The sequence below is a fragment of the Streptomyces sp. NRRL WC-3549 genome (genome assembly GCF_000721935.1).
Taxonomy (GTDB): domain Bacteria; phylum Actinomycetota; class Actinomycetes; order Streptomycetales; family Streptomycetaceae; genus Streptomyces.
The window spans coordinates 13,131-14,144 of record NZ_KL585413.1 but is presented as its reverse complement, the minus strand read 5'-3'; the positions used below and the strand labels follow the sequence as shown (position 1 = coordinate 14,144).

Annotated in this window: 2 protein-coding genes; both read left to right on the top strand. The window is 72.8% G+C overall.

The window, feature by feature from the left end; all coding sequences use genetic code 11:
• Window positions 1-774 (top strand): exo-alpha-sialidase (locus tag IH13_RS0120845; protein ID WP_031086649.1); only part of this gene is annotated, 774 nt, incomplete at its 5' end.
• Between the two features lie 101 nt (window positions 775-875).
• Window positions 876-1,013, top strand: a complete 138-nt coding sequence (locus IH13_RS43510; protein ID WP_158791240.1) for a hypothetical protein — start codon at window positions 876-878, stop codon at window positions 1,011-1,013.
• Window position 1,014 lies beyond the last annotated feature (1 nt).

Here is a 1,014-nt window from a genome sequence, read left to right as displayed (position 1 = left end):
ACCTGGAGGATGGGCAACCCGGTCGGCCCGGGCGGCGACGAGAACAAGACCGTCGAACTCAGCGACGGCCGGATCATGCTCAACAACCGTTCCGCCCCCTACCGCACGATCGCCTACTCCACCGACGGCGGTGTCAACTACACGCCGTTCACCCAGGACACCGCCCTGCCCGACCCGGCGAACAACGGCTCGGTCATCCGGTACGCCCCGGACGCCGCCGCGTCCGACCCGCAGTCCTCCTGGCTGCTGTTCAGCAACACCGAGAGCACCTCCTCGCGGCGCAACCTCACCGTGAAGATGTCCTGCGACAACGGGAAGACCTGGCCGATCCGGAAGGTCGTCGACCCCGGCAGCGCCGCGTACTCGACGCTGACACGGCTGCCCGACGGCCGGCTCGGCCTGCTCTACGAGCGCGGCGACGTCCAGCACATCACCTACTCCTCCTTCGACCTGAAGTGGCTCGGCGGCACCTGTGCCGACATCACGATCACCCCGCCGGCCACCCTGAAGGCCGGTACCACCACGGAGGTGACGGTCCGGGTCGTCAACCGGATGGACGTGAAGCGCTCGGCGGGCACGCTGGACCTGGCGGTGCCGTCCGGCTGGACGACCGAGCGGGTCGCGTTCCCGGCGACACGTCCCGGCGAGGGCGCGAACATCAAGGTCCCGGTCACCATCCCGGCGGGCGCCTCCGGGGACGCCGAGCTGACCGTGACCTACACGTCCGACGGCAAGCAGGCCTCGGGCAGCCGGACGGTGACCGTGACGCCGTAAGCCCCGCCCCCCGGGGAGGTGCTGTCACCCGCGCGCACCCGGTCGGCTGCGGCGACGGGGGACGGCACCTCCCCGGACGACGGACAGGGGGCAGCGGCACGGTGACGACGGGCCTGCGGATGGGCGTGGTGGGCGGCGTCGCCGGCTGCGCGGCGGCGGTCGCGGGCCTCCGGGCCGGGGCGGACGTCACCGTGTACGAGCGCAGCGCGGCGGGCGCCGCCCTTCCTGCCCGCGGGTGAC